The organism is Agrobacterium sp. P15N1-A (assembly GCF_044626815.1).
In the GTDB taxonomy this organism is placed as follows: domain Bacteria; phylum Pseudomonadota; class Alphaproteobacteria; order Rhizobiales; family Rhizobiaceae; genus Agrobacterium; species Agrobacterium leguminum.
In genome coordinates, this window is record NZ_JBIUPF010000002.1 from 121,284 (window position 1) to 144,972 (window position 23,689).

The following is a 23,689-nucleotide window of genomic DNA, read 5'->3' on the forward strand; positions in this document are numbered from 1 at the left end:
GTGAAAGGAATAGGCCTATGAGCGGCATTCACGACATGATCGACAGCGAAGTGAAGAGCAACGACATCGTTCTTTTCATGAAGGGCACCCCGCAATTTCCGCAGTGCGGTTTTTCCGGCCAGGTGGTACAGATCCTCGATTATCTCGGCGTCGACTACAAGGGCATCAACGTGCTTGCCGATGCAGATATCCGCCAGGGCATCAAGGACTACTCCAACTGGCCTACCATCCCGCAGCTCTACGTCAAGGGCGAATTCGTCGGCGGCTGTGACATCGTAAGAGAGATGTTCCAGTCCGGCGAACTGCAGAACCACTTCCAAGAACAGGGTATCAGCGTCCGCGGCGCGGCCTGATTTCGGCCGGTTCATCCGGCCCACCCTGATTGTCAGAAATTTATGCCAGGCGTTGCTTCATGCAACGCCTTTGCCGTTCTTTTTGGGGCAATCCTGTGACAAATCTTTCACAATCCACCGCTTCGCGCGCAGGCTCGATGGGGCGCACGGAATTCATCGCGCTGGCCGCGATGCTGATGGCGCTGAACGCGCTCGCCATCGACATCATGCTGCCCGGTCTTCAGGAAATCGGCGCCTCGCTGGGCGTCGAGAACGAAAACCACCGCCAATATGTGATTTCCAGCTATCTTCTCGGCTTCGGCATCGCCCAGCTTCTCTACGGACCTATTTCGGACCGTTTCGGACGCCGCAAGCCGATGTTCGTCGGGCTTGCCATCTACATCGTTTCAGCCATCGCCGTGGTCTTCGTACCGTCCTTCTCAGGGCTGCTGATGCTGCGCTTCATTCAGGGCATCGGTTCGGCGGCGACGCGTGTCATCACGGTCTCCATCGTGCGCGATATCTATGGCGGACGGCAGATGGCGGAAGTCATGTCGCTGATCATGATGGTCTTCATGGTCGTACCGGTCATAGCGCCCGGCACCGGCCAGATCGTGCTGTTTTTCGGTGACTGGCACCTGATCTTCGCTTTCATGGCGGCCATTGCCGCCGTGGTGACGGCCTGGATGTATTTCCGCCTGCCGGAAACCCTGCATCCGGACGATATCCGCCCCTTGACCGCAAGCTCGATCCTCGGCGGTTTCAAGATCGTGCTCACCAACCGTATCGCGCTCTGTTATACGCTCTCCAGCACCTTCATCTTCGGGGCGCTGTTCGGCTTCATCAACTCGGTCGAACAGGTCTATAAGGGCATTTACGGGCTCGGCGCATGGTTTGCGGCGGCTTTTGCAGGCGTGGCGCTGTTCATGGCCTTCTCGTCCTTCGTCAATGCAAGGCTGGTCGGCCGGTTCGGCATGCGCAAGCTGTCGCACGGCTCGCTGCTTGGCTTCATCGCCATCACCTTCCTCTGGCTGCTGGTGCAGGTGCTGGGGCCGGAACCGATGCCTTTCGCCATCTTCATCGTGTTCTTCGCGCTCGCCATGTTCCAGTTCGGCTGGATCGGCTCGAACTTCAACTCGCTGGCGATGGAACCGCTCGGCCACGTCGCCGGCACCGCATCGTCCGTCATGGGCTTCATGGGAACCGTCGGCGGCTCGCTGATCGGCGCGGCCATCGGCCAGTCTTTCAACGGCACGGCGCTGCCCATGGTGGCGGGTTTCTTCACCGTCTCCATCGTCGGCCTCATCTTCGTGCTGATCGGCGAAAAGGGCGTGCTGTTTCAGGCGCATAACAAGCCGACCCGCTGAGGGGCGGTAGAAAAATGAAAGGGCGCGGAATTCTGTTCCGCGCCCTTAATGTGACAACAAGTCTGCTTTCACACTCAACGTCATCCTTGGGCTTGTCCCAAGGATCTAATCACGTCAACAAAATCGGGACGTTGCAGATGCTCGGGACAGGCCCGAGCATGACGGAGGAGAGATTTCAGGACGTTGCAGGCAGGCTTGTGAAGGCAAGAAGCTGAAATTCGCGTGAGCGCACCTCACACCGTAAAAACCTTCTCCCGCAGCAGTTCCCACGTCTCCTGATCCGGCGCGAGCAGCAGCCCGCCATCCACATGGCTCGGCAGATAGGGCGAGCCGTCGAGGCGTGCCGCGTAAGCGCCCGCCTCCTGCGACAGCAACGTGCCGGCCAGATGGTCCCAGGGCATCAGCTTGTTATACATCAGGAAATGCATGTGGCCGCCACAGAACAGGCGATATTCATGCGCCGCGCAGCGATAGCTGGTGAAGAGCCGCACATCGGCGAGGTTCGTCAGGATCTTGCGCCGTGTCTCCACGTCGAAATAGCCGGTATTGGCGATGCCGACCATCTGCGACAATTCCGGGGCCGGCACGACCGACATCTGCGTCTGCGAACCGTCGGCGCCGCAAAGCCACGCGCCGGAACCCTTTTCGGCAATCGCCCAGTCATTGCCCATCGGATCGAAGATCAGGCCGGCAACGGTCTCGCCCTTGGAGATGACGCTCATCATCACGCCGAAGAGCGGCAGGCCGGAAGCAAAATTATAGGTGCCGTCGATGGGATCGACCACCACGGCAAGATCGGCATCGGCAAGCTTGCCCAGCAGCGACGCATCCGCCGCCACCGCCTCTTCGCCGATGAACAGTGCATCAGGCATGATTTCCTGCACGCGGGCGCGTATCAACCGTTCGGCGGCCTCGTCGGCCTCGGTGACGAGATCGATTGCCTCGGTCTTCATCCGCACATCGCCTTCGCCCAGATTGCGGAACCGCGGCAGGATTTCCACTGCCGCCGCCTCCTGAAGCGTATTGGCAAGAGAGGCGATGTCGAGTTCGAGAGCCATGGGCGATATCCTTCTTTCTGAGCGTGATCTTATAAGGCGACGATTTCCCGTCGCAGCATCTTCCAGCTTTCCTTGTCGGGAGCAGACAGAATGCCGCCCTCCGTTTGCCCCGGCCGATAGGGCGTATTGTCGAAACGGGCCGTGTAACCGCCCGCCTCCTGATGAATGAGCACGCCGGCGAGATGATCCCACGGCATCAGCTTTTCATGGCCGATGAAATGCAGCTTGCCGGCCGAGGCGAGCCAATATTCATGTGCCGAGCAGTTGAGCGACAGCGCCATCTTGATCTTGGCCATATTGGCGGCAATCACCGGCCGGCGATCCTGATGGCTGTGGCCCCAGGAAAAGATGCCGACCATGTCGGATAATCGCGCGGGATCGGCAACCCTGAGCTTCGCCTGCGAACCGTTCCCGCGGTTGAGAAACGCGCCCTCGCCTTTCAGGGCAACGATGGTATCGCCCATCACCGGATCGTGGATGAAGCCCGCCACCGTCTCACCCTTGACGGTGACCGCAAGCAATGTGCCGAAAGCGGGGAAGCCGGAAGCGTAATTGAACGTGCCGTCGATGGGGTCGATCACGAAGGCAAGCGGCGCATCGGCAAGTGCGGGAATGACGGATTGGTCCGCCTCATAGGCTTCTTCGCCGACGATATGGGCCTTAGGAAATCGCTGGAGGAGAGCGGCGGTGATCGCCTTTTCCGCCAGAACATCGGCCTCGGTGACCAGATCGACGGCGGAGGTCTTTTCGGAGATCGCACCGGCGCTCAGGTTTCGGAAGCGGGGAAGAATTTCATTCGCGCCGGCAGCGGCAACGGTGGAAACGAGGAAGTCGATATCTTTGTCGGAAAGGGTCATCGGGCGGGGCACTTCTTCATAAAAGGGAGTTGGCCTCCCTACGCTCTTCAGGTGACGCCCCGGTGACAGAAAGCGCCGAGAAATCAAAAAGCTTGGGATCAAGCAGATGCGATGGATTGACATGGGCAAGCGCCCTCAGCATCACGTCCTTGCGGCCGGGCATACGCCGTTCGATGTCGGCCAGCATCTCCTTCATGGCATTGCGCTGAAGCCCGTCCTGCGAGCCGCAGAGGTCGCAGGGAATGATCGGGAATTCCATCGCCGCCGCGAATTTCGCCATATCCTCTTCGGCGCAATAGGCAAGCGGGCGCATGACCATCAGGTCGCCCTCGTCATTCAAAAGCTTGGCCGGCATTCCGGCCAGCCGGCCGCCGTGGAAGAAGTTCATGAAGAAGGTTTCGAGAATATCCTCGCGATGATGGCCGAGCAGCAGCGCGTCGCAACCCTCCTCCCGCGCGATGCGGTAGAGATTGCCGCGCCGGAGCCGCGAACAGAGCGAACAGTAAGTGCCGCCGGAAGGCACCTTTTCCTTCACCACGGAATAGGTATCGCGATATTCGATGCGATGGGCAACACCGATCTTCGCCAGATACTCCGGCAGCACGTGTTTGGGAAAATTCGGCTGGCCCTGATCCAGATTGCAGGCAACCAGTTCCACCGGTAAAAGCCCGCGCCATTTGAGATCGAGCAGCAGCGCCAGAAGACCATAGCTGTCCTTGCCGCCGGAAAGGCCAACCAGCCAGCGCTTTTGGCCGTTCAGCATGCCGAAATCTTCAAACGCCTGGCGCACATTGCGCAGCAGCCGCTTGCGCAGCTTGTTGAACGAGACAGACCGCGGCGCGTTGTCGAACAGGGGATGCGAGCTGCCGTTTTCCTCGGACGCGTCCTGATCCGCCCCGATCGGTGCGGCCCCGGCCTGATCTACAAAGTCATCGATCTTGGTGAGAATGTTCATCATCCGCTCGCTCCGGCACGACTGCCGTTCTTCATGCAGGCAATGCCCCCATCCGCCGGCAATATCAAGCCCCGAATACCGACCAGCCGGTTTTCGTCGCCAGCAATTCCAGCGCCTGTGACCCGAGCGCCGAATTGCCGACCTTGTTGAGACCCGGCGACCAGACGGCAATCGACGCATTGCCCGGCGCCACCGCCATGATGCCGCCGCCGACACCGCTCTTGCCCGGCAGGCCGACATGATAGGCGAAATCGCCCGATCCGTCATAATGGCCGCAGGTCAGCATCAGCGCATTGATGCGTCGCGCCCGCCGGTCCGACACAACCGTATGCCCCGTAAGCGGATTGCGGCCGCGATTGGCGAGGAAAAGGCCCGCCCGGGAAAGCTGGGCGCAGGTCATGGAAAGCGCGCACTGGTGGAAATAGACGCCGAGCGTATATTCCACGGGATGGTGCAGATTGCCGAAGGAGCGCATGAAATTGGCGAGCGCAAAATTGCGGAACCCCGTCGCCTGCTCGGATTTCGCAACTGTATCGTCGATGCTGATCGTATCGTCATCCGCGAGATAACGCACGAAGCGCAGAAGCTCGCCGATAGCCTCGCGCGGCTGGTGGCCGGAAAGAACGATATCGGTCACCACGATCGCGCCGGCATTGACGAAGGGATTGCGCGGGATGCCGTGCTCATGCTCCAGCTGGACGATGGAATTGAAGGAAGAGCCTGAAGGTTCACGCCCTACCCGGTTCCACACCGTCTCGCCGGCCTTGCCGAGCGCCAGCGTCAGCATGAAAACCTTGGAGATGCTCTGGATCGAAAACGGCGTCAGCGCATTGCCGGCCGTATAGGTGGTTCCGTCGACGGTGGTGATGGCGATGCCGAACTGGTTGGGATCGACCTTGGCAAGTTCGGGAATGTAATCCGCAACCTTCCCCTCACCCAGTCTTGGCAGCATGCTGTCATAGATGGAATCGACGATCGCCTGAATGTCCTGCATGCAAAGCCTTCCCCGCAAACAAAAAAGCCGCCCCGAAGGGCGGCTTCCTGAATACTGAAACGCGTCGATTAACGCGAGTAGAATTCGACGACCAGATGCGGTTCCATGACGACCGGGTACGGAACGTCGGAGAGAGCCGGAACGCGGGCGTAGGTCGCAACCATCTTGTTGTGGTCAACTTCGATGTAGTCCGGAACGTCACGCTCAGCGAGCTGAACGGCTTCCAGAACGGTTACGAGCTGCTTGGACTTCTGGCGAACTTCGATAACGTCGCCCGGCTTGCAGCGGTAAGAACCGATGTTGACGCGAACGCCGTTAACCGTGACGTGGCCATGGTTGATGAACTGACGCGATGCGAAAACGGTCGGAACGAACTTGGCGCGGTAGACGATGGCGTCCAGACGCGACTCGAGCAGGCCGATCAGGTTTTCGGAAGTGTCACCCTTGCGACGGTTTGCTTCGTCGAAAGTAGCGCGGAACTGCTTTTCGCGCAGTTCGCCGTAATAGCCCTTGAGCTTCTGCTTGGCGCGCAGCTGCGTGCCGAAGTCGCTCATCTTGCCCTTGCGGCGCTGGCCGTGCTGGCCCGGGCCGTATTCGCGGCGGTTAACCGGGGACTTCGGACGACCCCAGATGTTTTCGCCCATGCGGCGGTCAATTTTGTACTTAGCCGATTCGCGCTTGCTCATCGTATTTCCTTCTCAAAAGGTTATGCCGGTCTGTTGCCAAACCGGTTCAAGGAAACACGCCCTCCTCTGAAGCCCGTTTCAGGGCCTCTGACAGGCTTCTCACATGCAAATGGAGAAACCACGGGACATGTCGGTGATATTGACCGCCGAACGTCAGCCTTTAAAACTGCAAGGCAGTCAACAAAACACACCGGACATCACTGCCCGGCGTTGGGGCGGCTTCTAAACACGTTTTACAAATTTGTCAAACAACGCCTGCCGCTTTTTTTCTCACGAGTACCCTTGAAAAGCCTGAGCGCCCACCCATCTCTCCATCGTGATCAGAACTCGGGCCCCTCTGGCGTGTTACCGGACAACACGTGATGTCGAGTTTCTTTAGGTTGGGGCCCACGTATATTCTTCACGCACGTTCCCCATCCGCAAAGCCAACCTCGTCCGGCTAAAGGTTGACTGATGGAATTTCTCCTCAACGATTTTCTCGGCACCCCCACATGGATGTGGGCTGTCTTCATTTCTCTCGTCCTTGGCCTGCTCGCGCTCGATCTCGGCGTGCTGCACAAGAACTCCAAGGAAATCGGCGTTCGTGAAAGCCTGCTGATGTCGGGCTTTTATATCGCCATCGGCTTGGCCTTCGGCGGCTGGATCTGGTACCAGTCCGGCGAACAGTCGGCGATGGAATATGTCACCGGCTTCGTGGTCGAAAAAAGCCTGGCGATGGACAATATCTTCATCATCGCCATGATCTTCTCCTATTTCGCCATTCCCCGCCAATATCAGCACCGCGTGCTGCTCTGGGGCATCCTCGGCGTCATCGTCCTGCGCGGCATCATGATTGCCGGCGGCGCGGCCATCGTCGAAAACTTCCACTGGGTGCTTTATCTCTTCGCGGCCTTCCTCGTCTTCACCGGCCTCAAGATGCTGTTCTCGTCCGACCATGATGAATCGGATATCGGCAATAACCGCATCCTGAAGTTCCTGCGCAGTCACCTTCCGGTGACAAATAGGCTGCATGGCGAGAAATTCTTCGTCAAGGAAACCGATGAGGCCACCGGCAAACTCAAGACCTTCGTGACGCCGCTCTTCCTGGCGCTCATCATGGTCGAAATCGCCGACCTGATCTTCGCGGTCGATTCGATCCCGGCGATCTTCGCGATCACCACCGATCCGTTTATCGTCTACACCTCGAACATCTTCGCGATCCTTGGCCTGCGCGCCCTCTATTTTGCGCTTGCCGCCCTGATCCACCGCTTCGCTTATCTGAAATATGCGCTGGCTGCGGTTCTGGTCTTCGTCGGCTCGAAAATCTTCGTCGCCGATATGCTCGGCATCGCCAAGATCCCGCCCGCCGTCTCTCTCGGCGTCACCGTCGCCATCCTCGCAACCGGCATCGTCGGTTCGCTGATTGCGACGCGTAAGGAAACAAAGGCCATCGAATAAGGCCTTGATCGAGGAGGCGGAAACGCCTCCTCAGCTTCTTTCAGAATTCCGCTGACGAATGAGGTTGCACCGCCCCATAATATACACGCCGTCACCCCGGACCTGATCCGGGGTCCAGCGCGATCAAGTCCTTGATCACAATAGACTCGTCTCACGGCGCAGACGCGCGGTGGCTGGATGCCGGATCAAGTCCGGCATGACGGGAGGTATGTCAAACAAGCAGCCTGCCGCAACCTCACTCCGCCGCAAGCCGCGCATCATCCTCAGCCGCATCCGCATCGCCGGGTGCGGTTTTTGCATCGAGATCAGGGAAAGCCACGATGCGCTTGCCGGAGAAGTCGGCATGCACCACCACAAGCTCCTTCTCCTCGAAATAACCGAGCAACCGCCGCGCGCGGCGGGCGGAATGGGTGCCATAGGCGCGGGCAATGCGGGCATCCGACGGACAAGGCTCCTCGCCAAGAGCGGCCTTGACCAGCAACAGGAAAACGCCCTGCAGGTCGTCGGAAACCGACGTCGACAATTCCAGCGCCTTTTCCCAGCCTTCGCTGGCCGCCATCGCAGCATCCACGCCTGAGCGGGCAATCGCCACCTGCCGGCGGAATTCCGCAAGCGTCATCGGTGTGCCCGGAATACGGCGCATGCGGACACGCACCAGAAAATCCTGATAAAGTACGGCATCGGTCCGATAGGCCGATTGCGGATCATCGAGAATTTCGACGAGAACCGTCGCGATTTTCTCCTCGCGCTCCTCGGGCGTCAGTTCCGGCTGGCCTGCACGCGGCGATTGCTCCTGTGAAGGACCGACGGCGGCGGGCGTGGAACGGGAGAGTTCGGCCAGAATATCCGTGGTCGGGCGTGGTGCTGGCGGTGTGCGGCGCACGGCAGGCCGCGTAAACTCTTCCGGATCCGGCGTGAAAATCAGGTCTTCGACATCTGGCAGTGTATCCGGCAGAGGCATCAGCTTCGGCGAAGAGGAACGCGCCGAGGTTTCCACCGGGCCGATGACGATGGGCAGCGGTCGACGCGAGAGCGCCGGGCCGAGCGCCACGAAATTGCCGCGCTGCAGATCTCGGAACATTTCCGCCTGTCGCCGGTCCATGCCAAGAAGGTCAGCCGCGCGCGCCATGTCGATATCGAGAAAGGTGCGGCCCATCAGGAAGTTCGAGGCTTCCGCTGCCACGTTCTTGGCGAGCTTCGCCAGACGCTGCGTGGCGATGACGCCGGCAAGACCGCGCTTACGGCCACGACACATCAGATTGGTCATGGCGCCCAGCGACGCTTTGCGCGCATCCTCCGTCACCTCGCCGCCGACGGAGGGCGCAAACATCTGCGCCTCATCCACCACGACAAGCACCGGATACCAGAATTCACGATCCGCATCGAACAAGCCGTTGAGGAAGGCGGCGGCGGCCCGCATCTGCTGTTCGATATCGAGGCCTTCCAGCGTCAGCACGCAGGAAACGCGGTGCTGGCGAATGCGGTTGGCAATGCCGGCAAGCTCCGCCTCGGTGCGCTCGCCATCCACCACCACATGGCCGAACCTGTCGGAAAGCGTGACGAAATCACCCTCGGGATCGATGATGACCTGCTGCACCCATTGCGCCGATTGCTCGAGCAGCCGGCGCAGCAGATGCGACTTGCCGGAACCGGAATTGCCCTGCACCAGCAAACGCGTCGCAAGCAATTCCTCGATATCGAGCTTGGCCTGCTGCCCGCCCGATAGGGTTCCCATGTCGATACCGACCTGCAATGTTCCATTCCTCGTGCTGCATGTCATCCGGCCGATTCCCCTGGCGGCGGCCGAACATGCTCTTTACCAAAAAATCGCCGGTTGCGTCTGCCCCGTGCCGATAATGCACAGGCAATTACGCCGCATCTATGCAGTCCCGGACGAGACTCGCAAAAACGAAAGCCGTCTGCCGAACACATTCAGCATCAGCCCGATGATGACCAATGCTGCACCGACCACTTCGAAGACGGTGATGTGCTCCGCAAAAGCGAGATAGGCGCTGATGAAACCGACAATCGGCACCAGTAGCGAAAACGGCGCCACCGTTCCGGCCGGATACCGCAGAAGCAGGTAACTCCAGATGCCCGCGCCGACAATGGTCGCACCATAGGCCATGTAGATCACCACAAAAGCCATCGTCGGCGTCGCATTGAGCACGCCTTCCGCAATCGCCTCAGGTCCTTCCACCGCCAGCGAAAGCAGAATCAACGGCAGAACCGGCACAAGGCTTGTCCACGCCACAAAGGAAACCGCGTTCACCTGGCCGATGCGGCGGTTGACGATGTTGCCGCAGGCCCAGGCAATGGCCGAGCCGACCCCCATCAGCAGCGGTATCAACGCTGCCGCCGTCATGCGCTCTACGCCAATGACCGCGAGCCCGCCAAAAGCAATGATCGCGCCGAGGATCTGTGAGGGCAACGGCCGCTCGCCGAGGAACACCACGGCAAGTGCCAGCGTGAAGAATGCCTGCGACTGCATGACGAGCGAAGCAAGCCCCGCCGGCAGGCCGAGCTTGATGGCCGGATAAAGCAGGCCGAACTGCACGAAGCCCATCGCCATGCCATACACGATCATGTGACGCCACGGCACATTGGGTTTCGGCAGGAAGAACACCAGCGGCACGGCCGCAAAAAGATAACGCACCCCAGTCAGAAACAAGGGCGGCATATCGGCGACGCCCACCTTGATCACGACGAAGTTGAAGCCCCACAAAAACACGGTGATCAGGGCGAGAAGAATATGCGGCAATGCCATTTTGTTATGTCCGAATTTCAGGCGACCGACACCCCAGGTGTTTGAGGGGCGTTACGCCGAGACCGCCCTCTTCCAGCCGAAGGCAATGAGACCGGCGCCGATCAGGAGACCGCCGCCCGTGCGGTTGACGATGCGCTGAACCGTCGGCTTGCGGATCGTATTGCGGGCGGCACTTGCCAGAAGTCCATAAAGCGCCGCATTCACCGTGGCAAGCACGAGGAACGTGACTTCAAAAATCAGCACCTGTGGCCAGAAGGGCAATGTCGGCACCAGAAACTGCGGCAGGAAGGCCACGAAGAACACGATGCTCTTGGGGTTCAGCGCGGTGACGATATAGGCATGCAGGAAGATTTTGAGCGGCCTTTCGCGGCCGGTCACGCCAGTCCCTTGCCGGCCCTCGCCGCTGACCGGCGAACGCCACAGCTTGATGCCGAGATAAATGAGGTAAGCCGCACCGATCCATTTAAGCCCGGTGAAAAGCGCCGCCGATGTGGCAAGCAGCGCGCCGAGACCAAGCATGGAAGCCGTCATCGCGGTGAAATCACCGAGCGCCACACCCGTCACCGTCGCCGTGCTGGCCTTGCGGCCGTGGCCCAGCGCATAAGAAATCACCAGCAGGATCGTCGGTCCCGGAATGGCGAGCATGATGGCGGATGCGGCCACGAAGGCCAGCCAGTTCTCCAGCGGCATGGTGAATCTCCTTTGTCCCTAGTCTCGAGCAAGCCACGGAAAACGCTTCGCATCAAGCCGGATTTTTCGCAGACCGCGCCGCGGCCGCCTGCATTTCGTGGTTTGTCAGCGGGCGTAACTCAACGACGAAGCCTCCCCGACATTTCTTTGCCGGAGAGGCCTTTGCCAATCAAAACCGGGGCGCCCAGTGAGGAACCTCCCAATCCCGCCGCCGCTTCACCCGCGAAGGGTCGAGGCCGATATCGACCAGAAGGCGCTCTGGCAGATCGGCAGGATCGGTCGGCGGCGCGCGCGGCACCAGTGCGGCGATGAGAACCGCCTTCAGGGTTTTCCAGACACCGAATGTGACGAACAAGCGATCGACCGCATCCGGCAGCGCATATGCTACCAATGGTTGATTTTTCTGCATGGGAAATCCATCCCGGCGCGGCAAAGCGGCCAGGTCCTTTATCGATGGAAAACGACATGCCGAAACGGCGGGGCGCAGCACTCATGCCACGCGAACGCGAAAATCACATGTCGGACGAAGTGAAAATGCCAAACGGCAGGGAAATCAGGCCATAAGCCTTATCGGAGGGAGATGCCTCGCATCACATAACCGCCGATAATCATGCCGGAAAGGCCTGACATGCCGTTAAGGCGCATATTGATGTCATTGGTCATTCCACGCCTCCATTTATAGCGGTTACAGACAAGAAGCATCTTACACAAGAAATCCGGCGCGACAAGTGGTCGCAATCTCGAATTGCAAAAGACGGATAAAAAAGATGCAAAAATGCAACAGGCGCTCAGGCCGCAGAAACGCTGAGACCGAAACCCTGCATCAGCCGCCGGGTGGCGAAATCCGGATTGCCGGAGGTGAAGACGGCAAAATCGAAACCATCCGGATGCTCCGCATCCTGCGGCAGCGGCACGAGGTGGCGCGCGCGCCGCGCAATCGCCTCGGCGGGGTCGAGCCAATCCACCGGCCATGGCGCCAGCCTGCGGAACAGATTGGCCATGAAGGGGTAGTGGGTGCAGGCAAGAACGACGATATCCGTGCGTTTTCCCTCGCTGTCGATGAAGCAGGGTTCGATTTCGGCAAGCACAGCCTCATCCGAAACCGGCTCGCCCCTGATCCAGCTTTCCGCCATGCGCGCCAGGTTTTCAGAGCCGACGAGGCGGACATGACATTGACTGGCGAAGGACTGGATGAGATCGCGCGTATAGGCGCGCTTGACGGTGCCCGGTGTCGCCAGCACGGAAACGAGGCCGGAACGGGTACGCTCCGCCGCCGGCTTGATGGCGGGCACAGTGCCAACGAAGGTCATCTGCGGAAAGCGGGCGCGAAGATCTGCACCAGCGAGCGTGAAGGCGGTGTTGCAGGCGATGATGCAGACTTCCGGGCTATAGTCGTCCAGCAGCTTGTCGAAGAGCGAGAGAATGCGCGCCTTCAGCGCTTCCTCCTCCCAGCCGCCATAGGGAAAACCCGCATCGTCGGCCACATAGATGAAGCCGCGCTCGGGCATCAGCACCCGCGCCTCGCGCAGCACGGTCAGCCCGCCAATGCCGGAATCGAACACCAGCACCGGTTTCAGCACATCGGCCGCCGCCTCACTCGTCTTCAGCATTCTCCCCTGCTCCCTCGGCCGACGGCCCCGCTGCCCTTCCCGCCTGCTTCGGCCATTGCCGTGGAAAGCGGTCGAGCGAATTGATCACGCCACGGAAAACGCTGATTTCCTGCTCGGAAAACCCGCGTCGCGACAGCACTGCACGCAGATTGTCGACCATTTTCGGCTTTTTTTCAGCGGGATGAAAATAACCCCGCGCATCCAGTGCTTCCTCGATATGTTCGAACAGGCCGAAAACCTGTTCCTTGGTCGAAGGGCGCTGCTCGACGGACTGGAAAAGCGTCTCTCCCAGATCGTCCATGCCGGATTTCATCCATTCATAGGACATCAAAAGCACGGCCTGTGCGATATTGAGCGAGGCAAAAGCGGGATTGACCGGAAAAGTCACGATCTCGTCGGCCAGCGCCACTTCCTCATTGGTCAGCCCCCAGCGCTCCCGCCCGAAGAGGATACCGGTCTTTTCGCCAGCCTTGAATTTTGCCCTGAGCGTATCGGCGGCGGTGACGGGCGCACGCACCGGCTTGAAACCGTAACGCTCGCGCGCGGTCGTGGCATAAACGAAGTTCAGGTCCTTGATCGCCTCTTCCAGCGTCTCGAATACCTTGGTGCCGTCAATGACGTGATCGGCCTTGGAGGCTGCGGCGCGCGCCTTCTCGCTCGGCCAGCCGTCACGCGGATTGACCAGACGCAATTCGGCCAGGCCAAAATTGGCCATGGCCCGCGCCACCATGCCGATATTTTCGCCGAGCTGCGGTTCGACGAGAATGATCGCCGGGCCTTCCGCCACAAGTTCGAGATCGCTGTTTGTGCCTGCCATCGTCTTTTGTCCGTGTGTTGAAGCGTCGCATCGATTTTCAGCCCGACGCGCTAAAGCGCGCTTCACTGGCACAGATCGGCGCCAAAATCAAAGCCGGCGCGGAGAAAGCCTGGCTTCACCCCGCTGGCAGGACGCCCCTTATTGCTCTCCCTTGATGATCGTCGCCATCTCTTCGCGCAGCGAATCCCTGCCCTCATCGCCGACCCGGTGAATATCGCTGATGACTGGCCGGCCGTCTTCCTCGACGACGTCGAAATGCACTTCGTCAACCGTCGCCTTCATCTCCGCTTCATCCATGCAGGCCCAGAGCTTGAATTTCGCCGTCACATCCGTCACGCCGTCCTTCACCGCGCCTGGCGTCACGGAAACATCGGCCAGCGGACAACCATCCTGCGAGTTCGTCACGACGTCGTAACCGAAGGGATCGCCGGTCTCGCCGCTTTCGGCCTCGTAAGCCGGTTTCTTGGAGGCTTCGCGATATTGTGCGACGAAATCCTTGCTGAACAGGCTGGTCAGCATGTCCTCGTCGAAGACGTATTTCCAGTTTTCCGCCTCGCCGGACCAGTTCTTGACGGTGATATCCATCACCTTCTGAACGGGATCGGCAGGCCCGGCGGCGAGCGCGCTATGCGAAAAGAGGACGGCGGCAGTCAGAAGCAGAATATTCCGCATGATGTGATCCCGGGATAGGCCCGACAGGCGGGCGAAGCGATTCGCCTGACTGTATTCCGGCATTATGGTTTGGCAATGCGCAAAGCGTTATTGCGCTGCGCCAAAAAAGCGCCCCCCATGGCTTTGCCTCAGGCGCGCGCGATGCTATAGCCGCACCGGATATTTTTCCGGATACCGGCGCCATCCGGCGCCACAGCTTCGAAGGTGAGGAATTCATGGCAAAGATCAAGGTAGCCAATCCGGTCGTCGATCTCGACGGCGACGAAATGACCCGTATCATCTGGCAGCTCATCAAGGACAAGCTGATCCTGCCATACCTCGATCTCGACATCGAATATTACGACCTCTCGGTTGAAAACCGCGACGCCACCAACGACCAGGTCACGGTCGATGCGGCGCACGCCATCAAGAAGCATGGCGTCGGCATCAAGTGCGCGACCATCACGCCGGATGAAGCCCGCGTCGAGGAATTCGGCCTGAAGCAGATGTGGAAGAGCCCGAACGGCACGATCCGCAACATTCTGGGCGGCGTCATCTTCCGCGAGCCGATCATCTGCAAGAACGTTCCGCGCCTCGTTCCCGGCTGGACCAAGCCGATCGTTGTCGGCCGTCACGCTTTCGGCGACCAGTACAAGGCAACCGATTTCAAGTTCCCCGGCAAGGGCAAGCTGACCATCAAGTTCGTCGGTGAAGACGGCCAGGTCATCGAAAAGGACGTCTTCGACGCCCCCAGCGCCGGCGTGGCGCTTGCCATGTACAACCTCGACGAATCCATCCGCGAATTCGCCCGCGCCTCCATGAACTATGGCCTGATGCGCAAGTGGCCGGTTTACCTCTCCACGAAGAACACCATCCTCAAGGCCTATGACGGCCGCTTCAAGGATATCTTCGAAGAAGTTTACCAGAACGAATTCAAGAAGCAGTTCGATGAGATCGGCATCACCTATGAGCACCGCCTGATCGACGACATGGTCGCTTCCGCGCTGAAGTGGTCCGGCGGCTACATCTGGGCCTGCAAGAACTACGATGGCGACGTGCAGTCTGACACGGTTGCGCAAGGCTTCGGCTCGCTCGGCCTGATGACCTCGGTTCTCCTGTCTCCCGATGGCCGCACGGTCGAAGCCGAAGCCGCACACGGCACGGTCACGCGCCATTACCGTCAACACCAGAAGGGCCAGGAAACCTCGACCAACTCGATCGCCTCGATCTTCGCCTGGACCCGTGGCCTCGCCCACCGCGCCAAGCTGGATGACAATGCCGAACTGGCAAAGTTCGCGGCAACGCTCGAAACCGTCTGCGTCGACACCGTCGAAAGCGGCTACATGACCAAGGATCTGGCGCTCCTCATCGGACCGGACCAGCCCTGGCTCTCCACCACCGCCTTCCTCGACAAGATCGACGAAAATCTCAAGAAGGCGATGGCGGCTTAAGCCGGCCCACTCAGCGACTTCAAAACCCGGCCTCATCGCCGGGTTTTTCATTTGTACCGTAGAGCTGAAACGTCAGCTGCGCGGCGCGGGCCGAGCGAGCGTCTATCTCCTCCTGCGTCGGCAGGCCAATTGCCCCCGTCGCACGCCTTATCTGCAAATCCCCTGCCAGAAGCGACAGCCAGATTTCCGCAGGCTCTTCCGCTGCCGCAATACCCATGACGCCCTGATTTGCCAGCGCCTGAAAATACGCCGCAAGCTTCGGCATGACATGGTCACGACCCTTTTCCGCCAGAAATGCTCCGAGCGTGGCGTCACCGCCGGCTTCCGCCGCGGCAACCCGATTGAGCAGAACCGCCCGCTCCCCGAGAAGCATCGACAATAGTTCAGCCCCGAAACGGGAAAGCTCCCTCACGCCATCGGCCACTTCCGCCGACGGCAATACCAGCCTTGCGGCATTTTCTTCGACCATGGCTTCGTAAAGCCCGGCCTTGCCGCCGAACCAGCCGTAGAGCGTTTCCTTGGAGGACCTGCTCACCTTCGCCAGCGCCTGCATGGAAAAGGCGGCATATCCATCCCTGGCAAGCATGGCGAAGGCATGTTCGACAATCTCGCGCCGGCGCAATTCCCTGCTTTCGTTTCGCATCCGCACTTCCTTGACAATAACCGTACATAGGCGTACGGATATGCCGTACATATATGTACGGTTATTTGATGGAGGTTTTGATGTCCAGCTCATTTCTGCACGAGATCAGAACAAGGCATTTTCCCGCGCTGGCCATCGCAAGAGAACCGGCAATATCGGTCTTGCGCATCGTTGCTCCGCTGAGCCTTGGCGTGATGGCCGGATTCTTTTTCGCCTTCAGCAACCCCGTGATGATGGCTTTCCAGCAACTGGAGGCCGATATCTTCATTCCGGCATTCAACGGCATCAATATCAGCGTCCGCAACGGCGTCTTCTTCACCGCCTTCTTTGCACCGCTGGCGGCCCTTCTCGTCGCCGTGGTCGTTGATCGCAATTGCAGGCTGCTATGGCTATTGGCCTTGATAATTTACACCGGCGTCGTCATTCAGACGCGAATGGTCAATGTTCCGATCAACGAGTTTTTCAAGACTGTTGCCGCCGACGTGCCGGCCAACTGGCAGGAACTGCTGGACCGCTGGGCACTTTCCAACCTTCTCCGTACCGTGCTTACCACGGTCGCATTTTTTCTGGCGCTGCTCGCGGCAACGAGGCATGCAGGAAGAAAACCAACCCACGAGACTGCGATGGCTTCTCTTTCCAAAGCCCCGGCCGCCAATGCGATTGATGGTTGACAGGCACCGATATGAGCGCACCCGGACCCGGCGCAATGCCGGGTTTTCTTTTTTGTTCACAGTATCTTGATTAGCCGTTGTACTAGGCGCAGACTTCGATTCCGCGTGCCACGGCCAGTACAACAATAAGACAAAGCTGAAACAGCATCTACTTGCACATAACTTGCCAGGCACAGTCAAACGTTCATCGGAGCATCGGCGCGATCTTTAGGGAACACGCGAATGACGCTGCGGATGGTTAAAAAGCGAAGCACGAGTGCGAAATCCGCATCGGTTTTCCCATGATGCTTCGACGATTTTGCTTGGGGAGGCAAAAGCATGAGTGAATTGATCTTCTACACCAACCCCATGTCGCGCGGACGCATCGCGCGATGGATGCTTGAGGAAGTGGGCGTTCCTTACCGAACGGAAATACTGGGCTTCGAGACGTCGATGAAATCGCCCGCCTACCGGCTGATAAATCCGATGGCGAAGGTGCCCGCCATCAAGCACGGCGATACCATCGTCACCGAGGCGGCTGCGATCTGCGCCTATCTCGCCGACGCCTTTCCCGGCGCGAACCTTGCGCCCACACCCAAGGCACGCGGGCTCTATTATCGCTGGATGTTCTTTGCCGCAGGCCCGCTGGAAATGGCGGCGAGCATGAAGGCGATGGGTTTCGAAGTGCCCAAGGAGAAGTTGCGCATGGCCGGCTGCGGCAGCTATGCGGATGTGATGAATACGCTTGAGCGGGCCGTCAGCGAAAACCGCTTCATCGCCGGCGATCTCTTCACGGCGGCGGATGTCTATGTCGGCGCCCATATCGGCTGGGGCCTGCATTTCGGCACCATCGAAAAACGCCCGGCCTTTCTCGACTACATGGCCCACCTTACCGACCGCCCGGCCTACAAGCGGGCCGCCCAGCTCGACGAGGAAGCGGCGAAGGACTTGCAGGCAACCGGATAGTACGGGCCAGCCGTGCCGCTACCAATAAACGATAGCCCGCCCGAAAATCGAATATCCGATCGATCATCGCGGCGGGTTATGTACCGGACTGGCCGAGCGGCTCCCCGACCTCTATCGCGTGCCCGTCCGGATCGTAAAAACGAAACACCCTCTGCCCCCAGGCCTGTCGCTCGAGTGGATGGATAAGCTCCACATGCGGCGCGATGTTTCGAAAAGCCGCATCGACATCAGCATGTTCGAAATAAAGCAGCATATTCCGTCTGCCATAGGGTTTTTCCGCGCCCGACGATGTGCCCCAGACCGTCTCCGCGAGCGACCGCCCCTCATGGATTGCAAAACCGCTTTCAAAGAGGACGAAGTTTCCAAAATCCTCGATGATCTTCAGGCCCAGCCTGTCACGATAAAACGCCTTCGAACGGCCTATATCGCGCACAAAAGGAATAGGATTTACAAAGCGCATCGCTTCCCCCGTCGCGTCCTTGGCGCGCAATCATCTTGTCTTTGAAGGCGGAAACAAAAAAGGCGGGGTTAAAACCCCGCCCTCTTCAATTCACGCCGATCAGGCAGCCAGCGCCGCCGCCACCGCTTCGATGGCATCCTGCGCCCTGGCGCCATCCGGGCCGCCGGCCTGCGCCATATCCGGTCGGCCGCCACCGCCCTTGCCGCCGAGTGCGGCGGAAGCGGTGCGGACGATATCGACAGCGCTGAAACGGGCCGTCAGATCTTCGGTCACGGCTGCGACAGCACTTGCCTTGCCGTCCTCGGAAACGGCGATCAGCAGCACGACGCCCGAGCCGAGATTGGCCTTGGCCTCATCGGCAAGACCCTTGAGATCCCTGGCATCGATGCCGGACATGGATTTTGCCAGGAAGTTGACGCCGGCAACCTGCTTGACATCGCTTGCGCCGGCATCCGCCGAACCGCCGCCCATGGCAAGCTTCCGGCGGGCATCGGCAAGCTCGCGTTCCAGCTTCTTGCGCTCATCGAGCAGACCTTCGACACGCGACAGCACATCGCCCGGCTGAACCTTCAGCGAAGAAGCAAGCGCCTTAACCCGGTCATCCTGTTCGGCCAGATAGGCAAGCGCGCCCTGCCCGGTCACGGCTTCGAGACGACGCACGCCGGCACCGACGGCGCTTTCGCCGAGAATGCGGATGAGGCCGATCTGGCCGGTGGCCGCCACATGCGTGCCGCCGCAAAGCTCGACGGAATAAGGACGGTTGGCTTTTGCGCCATGCAGGCCGGTGCCCATGGAGACAACGCGAACTTCGTCACCGTATTTTTCACCGAACAGCGCCATGGCGCCCTCGGCAATGGCGTCGTCGACGCTCATCAGGCGGGTCACGACCGGCGAGTTCTGCAGCACGATTTCGTTCGCCATTTCTTCGACGACTTTCAGCTCCTCGGCCGACATCGGCTTCGGATGCGAAACGTCGAAACGCAGGCGCTCGGGCGCAACCAGCGAACCCTTCTGGGCGACATGAGTGCCGAGCACTTCGCGCAGCGCCTCGTGCAACAGATGGGTGGCGGAATGGTTGGCGCGCAGGCGCGAGCGGCGGTCATGATCGACCGTCAGCTGAACGGCATCGCCAACTTTCAGACCGCCCTTGGAGACTGTGCCCAGATGCACGAAGAGGCCTTCGCCCTTCTTCTGGGTATCGGAAACGGCAAAGGCGCCGTTGTCGCCGGAAATCACGCCGGTATCGCCCATCTGGCCGCCGGACTCGCCATAAAACGGCGTCTGGTTGACGACGACCTGCACGGTCTCACCATCGGCAGCGCTATCCACCGACTTGCCATCCTTGACGATTGCCTGGATGACGCCTTCGGCGGTTTCGGTGTCGTAACCGAGGAATTCGCTCGCGCCGAGCTTTTCCTTCAGCTCGAACCAGACGGTCTCGGTCGCCTTGTCGCCGGAACCGGCCCAGTGCGAGCGGGCTTCCGCCTTCTGGCGCTCCATCGCATCGGTGAAGCCGGAAATATCGACGCCGATTTCGCGGGCGCGCAGCGCATCCTGCGTCAGGTCGAGCGGGAAACCATAGGTGTCGTAAAGCTTGAAGGCGGTTTCGCCATCCAGCATGTCGCCCTTGTGCAGCGTCGACGTCGCATCGGAAAGCAACGACAGGCCGCGCTCCAGCGTCTTGCGGAAACGGGTTTCCTCAAGCTTCAGCGTCTCGGAAATCAGCGCCTCGGCACGGACCAGTTCCGGATAGGCGCGACCCATCTGCTGCACCAGCGCCGGCAGCAGCTTGTAGATCAGCGGCTCGCGCGCGCCGAGAAGTTCGGCATGGCGCATGGCGCGGCGCATGATGCGGCGCAGAACATAACCGCGACCTTCGTTCGACGGCAGGACGCCATCGGCAATCAGGAAGGCGGACGAGCGCAGATGGTCGGCGATGACGCGGTGGCTGGCGCGCTTTTCGCCTTCGGCCGGAACGCCGGTCGCTTCCACGGAAGCGGCAATCAGCGCGCGGAAGAGATCGGTGTCGTAATTGTCATGCTTGCCCTGCAGCAGCGCCGAAATACGCTCAAGGCCCATGCCGGTGTCGATCGACGGACGCGGCAGGTCGATGCGCTCTTCCTTCGTCAGCTGCTCATATTGCATGAAGACGAGGTTCCAGATTTCGATGAAGCGGTCGCCATCTTCTTCCGGCGAGCCGGGCGGGCCGCCCCAGATATGGTCGCCATGATCGTAGAAGATTTCCGAACAGGGACCGCAGGGGCCGGTATCGCCCATCGCCCAGAAATTGTCGCTGGTCGGGATGCGGATGATGCGGTCGTCGGAGAAACCGGCGATCTTCTTCCAGAGATTAAAGGCCTCGTCGTCGGTGTGGTAGACGGTGACCAGCAGACGGTTGCGGTCGATGCCGAATTCCTTGGTGATCAGGTTCCAGGCATGGGTGATCGCCTCTTCCTTGAAATAATCGCCGAAGGAGAAATTGCCGAGCATTTCGAAGAAGGTGTGGTGACGGGCGGTATAACCGACATTGTCGAGGTCGTTATGCTTGCCGCCGGCGCGCACGCATTTCTGTGCCGAAGCGGCCGTGGAATAGGGACGGCTTTCAAGACCCGTAAAGACGTTCTTGAACTGCACCATGCCGGCATTGGTGAACATCAGTGTCGGATCGTTGCGCGGCACCAGCGGGCTGGAGGGCACGATCTCGTGTCCGTTCTTCTTGAAGTAGTCGAGAAAAGTCGACCGAATTTCATTCACACCGCTCATGCCCACACACCGCTCACAGCTGGAGTCCATCACTTCCACCCCGAAGGATGGCTATATTGCAAAATCACTGGCTTTTATCGTCCGCACCCGGCCCTGTCCAGCCATGGAGGCCCGCGAAGGCGCGCCGACAAACAAAAAGGGCCATGCGAGGCAAATCGCACGGCCTTTTTGTTATGCCAATTCATGTCGAGCGCAGCAGCCGGGCGGAAAACACCCCGCGGCATCACCCAGATCAGCCGTCGTCACCGTCGCTGTCACCGGCTTCCGGGCCGCCATTCTGCAGGAAGCGGTCGGCGATCAGGCCGGCATTCTGGCGCAGCGCCAGTTCGATCTCATTGGCCGTTTCCGGATTGTCGCGCAGGAATATCTTGGCGTTCTCACGCCCCTGCCCCAGACGCTGGCTGTTATAGGAGAACCATGCACCGGACTTCTCGACGATGCCGGCCTTCACGCCGAGATCGACAAGCTCACCGGTCTTGGAAACGCCTTCGCCATACATGATGTCGAATTCCACCTGCTTGAAGGGCGGCGCCATCTTGTTCTTGACGACCTTCACACGCGTCTGGTTGCCGACAACCTCTTCGCGCTCCTTGACGGAGCCGATACGGCGGATGTCGAGACGAACGGACGCATAGAACTTCAGAGCGTTACCCCCCGTCGTCGTTTCCGGCGAACCGAACATGACGCCGATCTTCATGCGGATCTGGTTGATGAAGATCACCATGCACTTGGACTTGGAGATCGAAGCCGTCAGCTTGCGCAGCGCCTGGCTCATCAAACGCGCTTGAAGACCCGGCAGGCTGTCGCCCATCTCACCTTCGATTTCCGCCCGCGGCGTCAGCGCCGCAACGGAGTCGACGACCAGCACGTCGACCGCGCCGGAACGCACCAGCGTATCGGTAATTTCCAGCGCCTGCTCGCCCGTATCCGGCTGCGAGATCAGAAGGCCCTGCAAATCCACACCGAGCTTGCGGGCATAGACCGGATCCAGCGCATGTTCGGCGTCCACGAAGGCGCAGATGCCACCCTTTTTCTGGGCTTCGGCAATGGTCTGCAATGCCAGCGTCGTCTTGCCCGAGCTTTCCGGACCGTAAATTTCAATGATGCGCCCCTTCGGCAGACCGCCGATGCCGAGCGCGATATCCAGGCTGAGCGAACCCGTCGAAACGGTCTCCACTTCAACCACGTTTTCATTGGAACCGAGCTTCATGATCGATCCCTTGCCGAACGACCGTTCGATCTGGGAGAGCGCCGCTTCCAGTGCCTTGCTTTTATCCACCGATTTATCCTCTACGAGACGCAAAGAATTTTGTGCCATCCGAACCACCTTTAGGTTATTGAAGCCGCACAGGCAATGAAGCAGTATGGAAACGGTATGTACTCTATTTGTTCTCATTTCGCAAGGCTGAGCCAGCATATTGAAAACAAATAGCGATAAGTCGTTTGTTCTGCTTTCGTTTTTCTGTGCCCGGCCCATGGCCGCAAACCGGATGCGAGGTCAGGAAGACGTCAGTTTAGGCCGAATCGTCCGGTCTTTCCATCCGCCACAGAGGGAAACGCAAGCGTGAAGAAAATACTCGTTCTGGGCGGCGCGCATATCGACAGGCGCGGCATGATCGAGACTGAAACGGCGCCCGGCGCGAGCAACCCCGGCTCCTGGATGGAAGAGGCCGGCGGCGGCGGTTTCAACGCCGCGCGCAATCTTTCCCGCCTCGGTTTTCAGGTCCGCATCATCGCCCCGCGCGGCGGCGACACGACCGGCGACGCGGTGGCGGAGGCTGCACGGCAGGCGGGCGTGGAAGACACGCCCTTCACCTTCCTGGACCGCCGCACGCCAAGCTACACCGCCATTCTGGAGCGTGACGGCAATCTGGTCATCGCGCTGGCCGATATGGACCTTTACAAGCTCTTCACCCCGCGCCGCCTCAAGATACGCGCCGTGCGCGAGGCGATCACGGCGAGCGATATCCTGCTCTGCGACGCCAACCTGCCGGAAGATACGCTGACGGCGCTCGGCCTCGTCGCCCGCGCCTGCGAAAAGCCGCTGGCGGCCATCGCCATATCCCCCGCCAAGGCGGTGAAGCTGAAAGCGGCGCTCGGCGATATCGACATCCTTTTCATGAACGAGGCGGAAGCCCGCGCGCTGACCGGCGAGACGGCGGCCAATGTCCGCGACTGGCCCGACATTCTGCGCAAGGCCGGGCTTGCCGGCGGCGTCGTTACCCGCGGCGCAAGCGAGGTGGTGGCCTTCAGCGGGACGGAAACGGCGATCCTCCACCCGCCCCTCATCCGTGAGGTGAAGGACGTGACCGGCGCGGGCGACGCCATGGCGTCGGGTTATCTCGCCGCCATCGCCGAGGGAAAGACGATTGCGGAAGCCTTGAGGCAAGGCGCGGCGGCAGCCGCCATCACCGTGCAATCGCCCTTCGCCACCTCCCACGAACTATCAAAAGACAGTGTCGAAGCCATGTTGGGGCTTGTTCCCAGGGCTGAAATGCTGGCATGAACCCGCTTTTAAAAACTGGAACAGATGAA

General features: G+C 60.0%; 23 protein-coding genes. 7 read left to right on the forward strand and 16 right to left on the reverse strand.

The features are described 5' to 3' along the window. Window positions 1-17 precede the first annotated feature (17 nt). Both grxD and ACIK7D_RS08480 read left to right on the forward strand, forming a co-directional pair. Window positions 18-353 carry a Grx4 family monothiol glutaredoxin gene (gene grxD / locus ACIK7D_RS08475; protein WP_003520429.1) on the forward strand — a complete coding sequence of 112 codons (336 nt, stop codon included), beginning with the start codon at window positions 18-20 and terminating at the stop codon, window positions 351-353. 137 nt (window positions 354-490) lie between these two features. After that, window positions 491-1,699: a multidrug effflux MFS transporter gene (locus ACIK7D_RS08480; protein ID WP_127758031.1), complete on the forward strand. Its 1,209-nt coding sequence runs from the start codon at window positions 491-493 to the stop codon at window positions 1,697-1,699. 233 nt (window positions 1,700-1,932) lie between these two features. Here ACIK7D_RS08480 and ACIK7D_RS08485 read toward each other — a convergent pair whose 3' ends face one another. The 5 genes from ACIK7D_RS08485 to rpsD all read right to left on the reverse strand — a co-directional run bounded on the left by ACIK7D_RS08485 (window position 1,933) and on the right by rpsD (window position 6,249). Continuing rightward, window positions 1,933-2,757: an inositol monophosphatase family protein gene (locus ACIK7D_RS08485; protein ID WP_400156078.1), complete on the reverse strand. Its 825-nt coding sequence runs from the start codon at window positions 2,755-2,757 to the stop codon at window positions 1,933-1,935. Window positions 2,758-2,786: 29 nt separating this feature from the next. Further along, window positions 2,787-3,614 carry an inositol monophosphatase family protein gene (locus ACIK7D_RS08490; RefSeq protein ID WP_400156079.1) on the reverse strand — a complete coding sequence of 276 codons (828 nt, stop codon included), beginning with the start codon at window positions 3,612-3,614 and terminating at the stop codon, window positions 2,787-2,789. 16 nt (window positions 3,615-3,630) lie between these two features. Then, window positions 3,631-4,569 carry a tRNA 2-thiocytidine(32) synthetase TtcA gene (gene ttcA, locus ACIK7D_RS08495; protein WP_400156381.1) on the reverse strand — a complete coding sequence of 313 codons (939 nt, stop codon included), beginning with the start codon at window positions 4,567-4,569 and terminating at the stop codon, window positions 3,631-3,633. A 64-nt stretch (window positions 4,570-4,633) separates the two neighbouring features. After that, window positions 4,634-5,563 (reverse strand): glutaminase, encoded by a 930-nt coding sequence (locus ACIK7D_RS08500; protein ID WP_400156080.1) that lies wholly within the window; start codon window positions 5,561-5,563, stop codon window positions 4,634-4,636. Between the two features lie 68 nt (window positions 5,564-5,631). Next, window positions 5,632-6,249, reverse strand: a complete 618-nt coding sequence (rpsD, locus tag ACIK7D_RS08505) for a 30S ribosomal protein S4 (RefSeq protein ID WP_003520423.1) — start codon at window positions 6,247-6,249, stop codon at window positions 5,632-5,634. A 453-nt stretch (window positions 6,250-6,702) separates the two neighbouring features. Between rpsD and ACIK7D_RS08510 the strand changes: the two genes are divergently transcribed. Continuing rightward, window positions 6,703-7,686 carry a TerC family protein gene (locus ACIK7D_RS08510; protein ID WP_400156081.1) on the forward strand — a complete coding sequence of 328 codons (984 nt, stop codon included), beginning with the start codon at window positions 6,703-6,705 and terminating at the stop codon, window positions 7,684-7,686. 235 nt (window positions 7,687-7,921) lie between these two features. Here ACIK7D_RS08510 and ACIK7D_RS08515 read toward each other — a convergent pair whose 3' ends face one another. The 7 genes from ACIK7D_RS08515 to ACIK7D_RS08545 all read right to left on the reverse strand — a co-directional run bounded on the left by ACIK7D_RS08515 (window position 7,922) and on the right by ACIK7D_RS08545 (window position 14,242). Continuing rightward, window positions 7,922-9,466, reverse strand: coding sequence for an ATP-binding protein (locus ACIK7D_RS08515; protein ID WP_400156082.1), 1,545 nt, complete (start codon window positions 9,464-9,466; stop codon window positions 7,922-7,924). Between the two features lie 99 nt (window positions 9,467-9,565). Further along, window positions 9,566-10,453, reverse strand: coding sequence for an EamA family transporter (locus ACIK7D_RS08520; RefSeq protein ID WP_400156083.1), 888 nt, complete (start codon window positions 10,451-10,453; stop codon window positions 9,566-9,568). Between the two features lie 51 nt (window positions 10,454-10,504). Continuing rightward, window positions 10,505-11,143, reverse strand: a complete 639-nt coding sequence (locus ACIK7D_RS08525; RefSeq protein ID WP_080816715.1) for a LysE family translocator — start codon at window positions 11,141-11,143, stop codon at window positions 10,505-10,507. A gap of 169 nt (window positions 11,144-11,312) precedes the next feature. Then, complete coding sequence (locus tag ACIK7D_RS08530) at window positions 11,313-11,552, reverse strand: hypothetical protein (RefSeq protein WP_059760384.1); 240 nt, start codon at window positions 11,550-11,552, stop codon at window positions 11,313-11,315. A gap of 379 nt (window positions 11,553-11,931) precedes the next feature. Next, entirely contained in the window at window positions 11,932-12,753 is an 822-nt protein-coding gene (murI, locus tag ACIK7D_RS08535) for a glutamate racemase (protein WP_400156084.1), read from the reverse strand. After that, complete coding sequence (locus tag ACIK7D_RS08540; RefSeq protein WP_080816712.1) at window positions 12,737-13,570, reverse strand: RNA methyltransferase; 834 nt, start codon at window positions 13,568-13,570, stop codon at window positions 12,737-12,739. The genes murI and ACIK7D_RS08540 overlap by 17 nt, the downstream gene beginning before the upstream one ends. Before the next feature lie 138 nt (window positions 13,571-13,708). Continuing rightward, complete coding sequence (locus tag ACIK7D_RS08545) at window positions 13,709-14,242, reverse strand: hypothetical protein (protein WP_003520412.1); 534 nt, start codon at window positions 14,240-14,242, stop codon at window positions 13,709-13,711. 215 nt (window positions 14,243-14,457) lie between these two features. Here ACIK7D_RS08545 and ACIK7D_RS08550 point away from each other — a divergent pair, with 215 nt between their 5' ends. Further along, a complete protein-coding gene (locus ACIK7D_RS08550) occupies window positions 14,458-15,672 on the forward strand; it encodes an NADP-dependent isocitrate dehydrogenase (protein ID WP_003520411.1) in 1,215 nt (404 codons plus the stop codon). Between the two features lie 19 nt (window positions 15,673-15,691). Here ACIK7D_RS08550 and ACIK7D_RS08555 read toward each other — a convergent pair whose 3' ends face one another. Then, window positions 15,692-16,315: a TetR/AcrR family transcriptional regulator gene (locus ACIK7D_RS08555; protein ID WP_400156085.1), complete on the reverse strand. Its 624-nt coding sequence runs from the start codon at window positions 16,313-16,315 to the stop codon at window positions 15,692-15,694. Between the two features lie 53 nt (window positions 16,316-16,368). On the opposite strand from ACIK7D_RS08555, the gene ACIK7D_RS08560 reads away from it, so the two are divergent. Beyond that, the gene (locus tag ACIK7D_RS08560) at window positions 16,369-16,986 is read left to right on the forward strand and encodes an anthrone oxygenase family protein (RefSeq protein WP_400156086.1); all 618 of its coding nucleotides are present in this window, start codon (window positions 16,369-16,371) and stop codon (window positions 16,984-16,986) included. A gap of 318 nt (window positions 16,987-17,304) precedes the next feature. Then, the gene (locus ACIK7D_RS08565; protein ID WP_059760392.1) at window positions 17,305-17,931 is read left to right on the forward strand and encodes a glutathione S-transferase family protein; all 627 of its coding nucleotides are present in this window, start codon (window positions 17,305-17,307) and stop codon (window positions 17,929-17,931) included. 76 nt (window positions 17,932-18,007) lie between these two features. Here the strand turns inward: ACIK7D_RS08565 and ACIK7D_RS08570 are convergent, their stop codons facing one another. From ACIK7D_RS08570 to recA, 3 genes are all read right to left on the reverse strand, one after another. Continuing rightward, the gene (locus ACIK7D_RS08570; protein WP_400156087.1) at window positions 18,008-18,391 is read right to left on the reverse strand and encodes a VOC family protein; all 384 of its coding nucleotides are present in this window, start codon (window positions 18,389-18,391) and stop codon (window positions 18,008-18,010) included. Window positions 18,392-18,490: 99 nt separating this feature from the next. Continuing rightward, the gene (gene alaS / locus ACIK7D_RS08575; protein WP_400156088.1) at window positions 18,491-21,154 is read right to left on the reverse strand and encodes an alanine--tRNA ligase; all 2,664 of its coding nucleotides are present in this window, start codon (window positions 21,152-21,154) and stop codon (window positions 18,491-18,493) included. Between the two features lie 232 nt (window positions 21,155-21,386). Then, window positions 21,387-22,472: a recombinase RecA gene (gene recA / locus ACIK7D_RS08580; RefSeq protein WP_003525161.1), complete on the reverse strand. Its 1,086-nt coding sequence runs from the start codon at window positions 22,470-22,472 to the stop codon at window positions 21,387-21,389. Window positions 22,473-22,718: 246 nt separating this feature from the next. Between recA and ACIK7D_RS08585 the strand changes: the two genes are divergently transcribed. Beyond that, window positions 22,719-23,660 carry a carbohydrate kinase family protein gene (locus tag ACIK7D_RS08585; protein WP_400156089.1) on the forward strand — a complete coding sequence of 314 codons (942 nt, stop codon included), beginning with the start codon at window positions 22,719-22,721 and terminating at the stop codon, window positions 23,658-23,660. Window positions 23,661-23,689 lie beyond the last annotated feature (29 nt).

Excerpts from the sequence above, each read along its gene's own strand:
- murI (WP_400156084.1), bottom strand. The coding sequence starts at position 12,753 with ATGCTGAAGACGAGTGAGGCGGCGGCCGATGTGCTGAAACCGGTGCTG.
- ACIK7D_RS08530 (WP_059760384.1), bottom strand. The coding sequence starts at position 11,552 with ATGCAGAAAAATCAACCATTGGTAGCATATGCGCTGCCGGATGCGGTC.
- ACIK7D_RS08520 (WP_400156083.1), bottom strand. The coding sequence starts at position 10,453 with ATGGCATTGCCGCATATTCTTCTCGCCCTGATCACCGTGTTTTTGTGG.
- ACIK7D_RS08545 (WP_003520412.1), bottom strand. The coding sequence starts at position 14,242 with ATGCGGAATATTCTGCTTCTGACTGCCGCCGTCCTCTTTTCGCATAGC.
- ACIK7D_RS08490 (WP_400156079.1), bottom strand. The coding sequence starts at position 3,614 with ATGACCCTTTCCGACAAAGATATCGACTTCCTCGTTTCCACCGTTGCC.
- ACIK7D_RS08510 (WP_400156081.1), top strand. The coding sequence starts at position 6,703 with ATGGAATTTCTCCTCAACGATTTTCTCGGCACCCCCACATGGATGTGG.
- ACIK7D_RS08480 (WP_127758031.1), top strand. The coding sequence starts at position 491 with ATGGGGCGCACGGAATTCATCGCGCTGGCCGCGATGCTGATGGCGCTG.
- ACIK7D_RS08550 (WP_003520411.1), top strand. The coding sequence starts at position 14,458 with ATGGCAAAGATCAAGGTAGCCAATCCGGTCGTCGATCTCGACGGCGAC.
- ACIK7D_RS08555 (WP_400156085.1), bottom strand. The coding sequence starts at position 16,315 with ATGCGAAACGAAAGCAGGGAATTGCGCCGGCGCGAGATTGTCGAACAT.
- ACIK7D_RS08540 (WP_080816712.1), bottom strand. The coding sequence starts at position 13,570 with ATGGCAGGCACAAACAGCGATCTCGAACTTGTGGCGGAAGGCCCGGCG.
- ACIK7D_RS08485 (WP_400156078.1), bottom strand. The coding sequence starts at position 2,757 with ATGGCTCTCGAACTCGACATCGCCTCTCTTGCCAATACGCTTCAGGAG.
- ACIK7D_RS08515 (WP_400156082.1), bottom strand. The coding sequence starts at position 9,466 with ATGACATGCAGCACGAGGAATGGAACATTGCAGGTCGGTATCGACATG.
- rpsD (WP_003520423.1), bottom strand. The coding sequence starts at position 6,249 with ATGAGCAAGCGCGAATCGGCTAAGTACAAAATTGACCGCCGCATGGGC.
- alaS (WP_400156088.1), bottom strand. The coding sequence starts at position 21,154 with ATGAGCGGTGTGAATGAAATTCGGTCGACTTTTCTCGACTACTTCAAG.
- ACIK7D_RS08560 (WP_400156086.1), top strand. The coding sequence starts at position 16,369 with ATGTACGGTTATTTGATGGAGGTTTTGATGTCCAGCTCATTTCTGCAC.
- ACIK7D_RS08565 (WP_059760392.1), top strand. The coding sequence starts at position 17,305 with ATGAGTGAATTGATCTTCTACACCAACCCCATGTCGCGCGGACGCATC.
- grxD (WP_003520429.1), top strand. The coding sequence starts at position 18 with ATGAGCGGCATTCACGACATGATCGACAGCGAAGTGAAGAGCAACGAC.
- ACIK7D_RS08525 (WP_080816715.1), bottom strand. The coding sequence starts at position 11,143 with ATGCCGCTGGAGAACTGGCTGGCCTTCGTGGCCGCATCCGCCATCATG.
- ACIK7D_RS08500 (WP_400156080.1), bottom strand. The coding sequence starts at position 5,563 with ATGCAGGACATTCAGGCGATCGTCGATTCCATCTATGACAGCATGCTG.
- ttcA (WP_400156381.1), bottom strand. The coding sequence starts at position 4,569 with ATGAACATTCTCACCAAGATCGATGACTTTGTAGATCAGGCCGGGGCC.
- ACIK7D_RS08570 (WP_400156087.1), bottom strand. The coding sequence starts at position 18,391 with ATGCGCTTTGTAAATCCTATTCCTTTTGTGCGCGATATAGGCCGTTCG.
- recA (WP_003525161.1), bottom strand. The coding sequence starts at position 22,472 with ATGGCACAAAATTCTTTGCGTCTCGTAGAGGATAAATCGGTGGATAAA.